The sequence below is a fragment of the Sinomonas sp. G460-2 genome, assembly GCF_047759905.1.
GTDB lineage: Bacteria > Actinomycetota > Actinomycetes > Actinomycetales > Micrococcaceae > Sinomonas.
Genome location: NZ_JBKZWT010000318.1, coordinates 1 through 4,083 on the forward strand (window position 1 = coordinate 1; position 4,083 = coordinate 4,083).

Annotated in this window: 3 protein-coding genes and 1 pseudogene; 3 read left to right on the forward strand and 1 reads right to left on the reverse strand. The window is 67.0% G+C overall.

All coding sequences use genetic code 11. The features are described 5' to 3' along the window. Positions 1-439 (reverse strand): hypothetical protein (locus tag ACLN58_RS18890; RefSeq protein ID WP_415856781.1); only part of this gene is annotated, 439 nt, incomplete at its 3' end. Positions 440-561: 122 nt separating this feature from the next. On the opposite strand from ACLN58_RS18890, the gene ACLN58_RS18895 reads away from it, so the two are divergent. The 3 genes and pseudogenes from ACLN58_RS18895 to ACLN58_RS18905 all read left to right on the forward strand — a co-directional run. Then, positions 562-1,164: a TetR/AcrR family transcriptional regulator gene (locus ACLN58_RS18895; protein WP_415856782.1), complete on the forward strand. Its 603-nt coding sequence runs from the start codon at positions 562-564 to the stop codon at positions 1,162-1,164. Between the two features lie 185 nt (positions 1,165-1,349). Continuing rightward, positions 1,350-2,522 carry a serine hydrolase domain-containing protein gene (locus tag ACLN58_RS18900; RefSeq protein WP_415856783.1) on the forward strand — a complete coding sequence of 391 codons (1,173 nt, stop codon included), beginning with the start codon at positions 1,350-1,352 and terminating at the stop codon, positions 2,520-2,522. 1,286 nt (positions 2,523-3,808) lie between these two features. After that, positions 3,809-4,083 (forward strand): annotated as a pseudogene (locus ACLN58_RS18905) (hypothetical protein); the annotation flags it as partial.

A 4,083-nucleotide genomic window follows, 5' to 3' on the forward strand; every position in this document is an offset into this window, starting at 1 on the left:
TCTGCGCGGCGAACGTCACCGCCAGGGCCAGAAGCAACTCTCCCACCACGAAGCCCTGAGGGCGGTCCGCGGCGAAGCCGAGGAACGCGAACGGCAGCCGGACCACGATAAGCACCGCCCAGGCCACCAGCGTCATCGCCGTCCCCTTGGCCATCACCCGGCCGGCATCGACCCAGACCCGGAACGTCCTACCCCGCCACAGTCCCACGGCCAGGCCGATGACGAGCCCGACGACAAGAACAGCCACGCCGCCAAAACCCGCGGCGAGGGGCTGGCGGACCAGCTGCTGGAGCCCGAACAGCGCCAGGGCCGCCGGCAGCAACACCAGCCTGATACCCCTGACCGGCCGCGCGCTCATCTGCCGGAAGAGGACGAAGGCGATCAGGCCCACATAGATCACGACGTTGGCAGCGAGGCCTACGAGCTGGTCCGGAGACATCTCCACTCCCTTCGGAGCGTATTTCTTACCGTAAGTAGTACGGTACATCTATGCAGGTTCCTGTCAAGACCCCCCGGAAGCGGCGGCCACGCGGCTCTCTGACCCGAGAGCAGGTGGTCGACGTGGCCCTGGAACTGGCCGATGCCGAGGGCCTCGAAGCACTCACCATGCCGATGCTGGCCCGCCGCCTCGACTGCGGGGTGATGACCATCTACGGCTACGTGGACAGCAAGGAGGACCTGCTCGACGCCATCGCCCAACGCGGGCTGCGCGACCTCCGGCTTCCCCGACCACTCCCCGCCGGTGCTGCGGCGATCCTGCTCGCCTGGGGGCGGGCCCTGCGCCTGAACCTGATCGAGCACCCGAGCCTGCCAATGATCTTCCTCTCCCGGGCGGTGATCGGCCCCGGCATCCTGCACGGCCTCGAGGCCGTCCTCGGCCCATTGGCCAGGGCCGGGATGCCTCCGGTCCACGGCGTTCAAGCGGTCTACGCCGTCCTGACTTACGCCACCGGCTTCGTGGCCTGGGAGATGCCGCGCACCCGTCGCCAGCCGCAGGCTGCCTACGCGGCGAGCTGGAGGCGTGAAGTCGCCGGCCTCCCACCAGACGACCTTCCACTCGTCACTCGCGTCCTCGACGAGCTGCCAGAGGTCGCCGGCGAGGAGCAGTTCGAGCTAGGGCTGGCCGCACTGGCCGTGGGCCTGACAATCAACCCCGGCGAGTGACTGTTGGCGGATCCTTTACCGGACGCCCTGTCGAGAAGAGGCACCGAGGCCTCTTGCGGCCTCTCACATACCCCGGTTCGAGGCTTAATATGGTCGCGCTGGGTCGTCGGCGCTCACCACATGCGCCTTCCGGGCGTTCCGCCCGGCCGTTCTCGTTCTCTTTCGCACGTGGGACGGTGGTCGCGATGGCCCCCAGGCCGCGAGCAGCAGGAGTCCTGCTGCTGGCGCTCCTGCTGACCGCCTGCCAATATTCGGGCGCCGGCAGCTCAGCATCTCCCAGCGCCGTCATCCCGTCGGCTGTCGGCCCCATCGACGAGCAGGCGCGGCTGTTCATCGGCAGCGGCGCGGCGTCCGCGGTCGTGCAGGTGAACTGGCCCGGAGGGCAGTGGTCTAAAGCGTACGGGGTGCGGAACCTCGTCACGAAGGACCCGGCACAGGCCGGGGACCGGGTCTCGGTCGGCAGCGTGACCGAGACACTCACCGCGGTCGCTGTCCTCAAGGTCGTCGATGACCACCTCATCGGCCTCGACGACCCGGTGAACAGCGTCATCCCCGGCTTCGAAGCCGAGCTGCACCCTCCCGGCCCCATCACGGTCCGGGAGCTGCTCGGCCAGACCTCCGGCATCCCCAGCTACATCCCCGCATCCATGTCCGGGGTGGACTTCAGGCCAGCCCTGGCGCAGCCCCTGTCGCTGGAGCAGGCCCTCCACGACGCGGGCGGCCAGCCATGGCCCGCCAGCAGCGTCGGCCCCTACCAGTGGGATGAAACCAACTACATCGCCCTCGGCCTGCTCGTGCAGACCCTACGCAAGAAGCCGTTCACCGACGTGCTCAACGAGGAGGTCATCGCCCCGCTCGGCCTGATGCACACGTCCATGGCACGCCTCGACCTGACCCAGAAGGACATCCTCCACGGGTACATGACCCTGCACGGGCAGAGGATCGACACCACGGACAACATCCACTCCGCCGGTTCCTCCAGCGAAGGGCTGACCTCCACAATGGGCGACGTGAACGCATTCCTCGCCGCCCTGTTCGGCGGCAGGCTCATCTCGCCCCCTTCGCTTGCGCAGATGGAGAAGGGTGCCAGCCCAGCGCCCTTCGCCCTCGGGATCGCGAAGGGCCCACCGGGCTGCACGAGCAGGGGATCGTTCCACACCGTGGGCAATCAGGGGTACGCGATCACCGCCGCAGTCTCCAGCAGCGACGGGAGGTACACAGCGACCATGACGGTCATGCCGCAGCCGCTGCCCGGCGCACTGGAGGACCCCAGCGGGGACCGGCAGCGTGCCACGATCATCGAACAGATGGTTTCCGCGCTCGGGGAGGCTCTCAACTCCCTCTGTGGTTCCCCGTGAGGACCCAGCCTCGAGCAGTCTCCAATCACCAGCTCGTCCTCCCCGTGTCCGTCCGGGAGGCCCCCATCAGGAAGGTCGCGGTGTCAATGGCCAAGAACCCATCCGAGCGCACGGAGCCTGCATCCGGGGATCGCCCAAGGCGCCACGGACTGCATCTGGGCGAGTGGCTCAAGCGAGAGGATGCAGGCGTGGCCGGAGGGTCTAGCGGGATCTTCTTCAGCTCCCACGACCAGCCCCTCCCACCCGAGCGGACCTGCATCCAAGGACACGAGATCCCCCCAGGCCAAGACCACTGCTCCCACGGCCACCCCGTCGGCTGACTCCGCCAAAGGCCAACCCCCGCGCACACCCCCGGGCCGCGGCGTCCATTAGCCGGCCGGCTTACGGGCGCTCTAAGATGGGTGGGTTCTGCCAAGTGTTGACTCGCGATCTCGTCCTCGTTGATGAGTCGGTCCGCTGGTCCGGCGGCGAATGCCACTGCGAGGTCGTCAGCGGCTCGTGCCCTCCCTTTGGTTCGACCTGAAGTTGAAGCCGATCAGCAGGCAGAGGATGGGGAAGACAACACCGTAGCCGAGGACGCCGATGGACCGCAGATACGAGTTGCCGACGGCGGGGCCGACTAACCCGATCAGACAGAGAACGCCACCCTTGCACCGTGGTCGTAAGCGCCGCCATCGCAAGCATGAAGCCGAACGCCAACACGCCAAAGACTCTCGCGGGCTGAGGGCTCAGCTGGTAGATCACTGCGAAGAGCACGACTTGGATTGGCGCCCCAACGACTGTCACGACTTCGGCCGCCCCCCAGAACGGGTCCTTGGGGGCGCCCGATAATGCTCCGCTCGCCACGACCAGTGCGATGTACACGACCCCGAAAGCGACCACGGCCCACGCAGACCACATTCCAAGCCGGAGTGTCCGAGTGCGCAACACTTGCTCGTCATGCCGTTCTTCCAATGCACCCGCCACGCCACTGAGAGTTATGCGAAGTCCCCCGCGGCATAAGTGCCGAAGGTCCCCTGCGAGAGGCAAAGGTGTCCGGTGAAGGATCCCTCAACGTGCGGCTGTGAAGTCGGCCTCGAAGACTGACTGGCTCGGTCGAGTGCTGGCAGGATGCCGCCCAGCAACGGCAGTTTACGCCACGCTCGTCCGGATCCGGCGCGGCCCGGGCCTGGTTCGCATCGTGGAAGTCGGCATTTCTTGGGGGCGCATGTCACGGGCCAGCTTCAGGCTCGACGACCGGCCCTTGGGCGGCCTCCGCAGAGATGTAGCGCGGTATCTTCGGAGCCATGGACGGGACTGCGCTCGAACCGCTGCACGACTTCTTCGTGACGGTCGGAGGCGCTGCGGCCGTCTTGCTCGGCCTCCTTTTCGTGTCGGTCTCCGTCAACGCTCGTGTGATCATTCATCACCAAGACACAAGGGAACTCGCTGGCCACACCTTCATCAGCTTCGTGGCGGCGCTCCTGTATGCCCTGTACACCCTGCTGCCGGAGCCGATTCAATGGCTCGGCATTCAGGTGGGCGCCACCGGTGGGATCCTTGTTCTCTTCGCAGCGCCCCG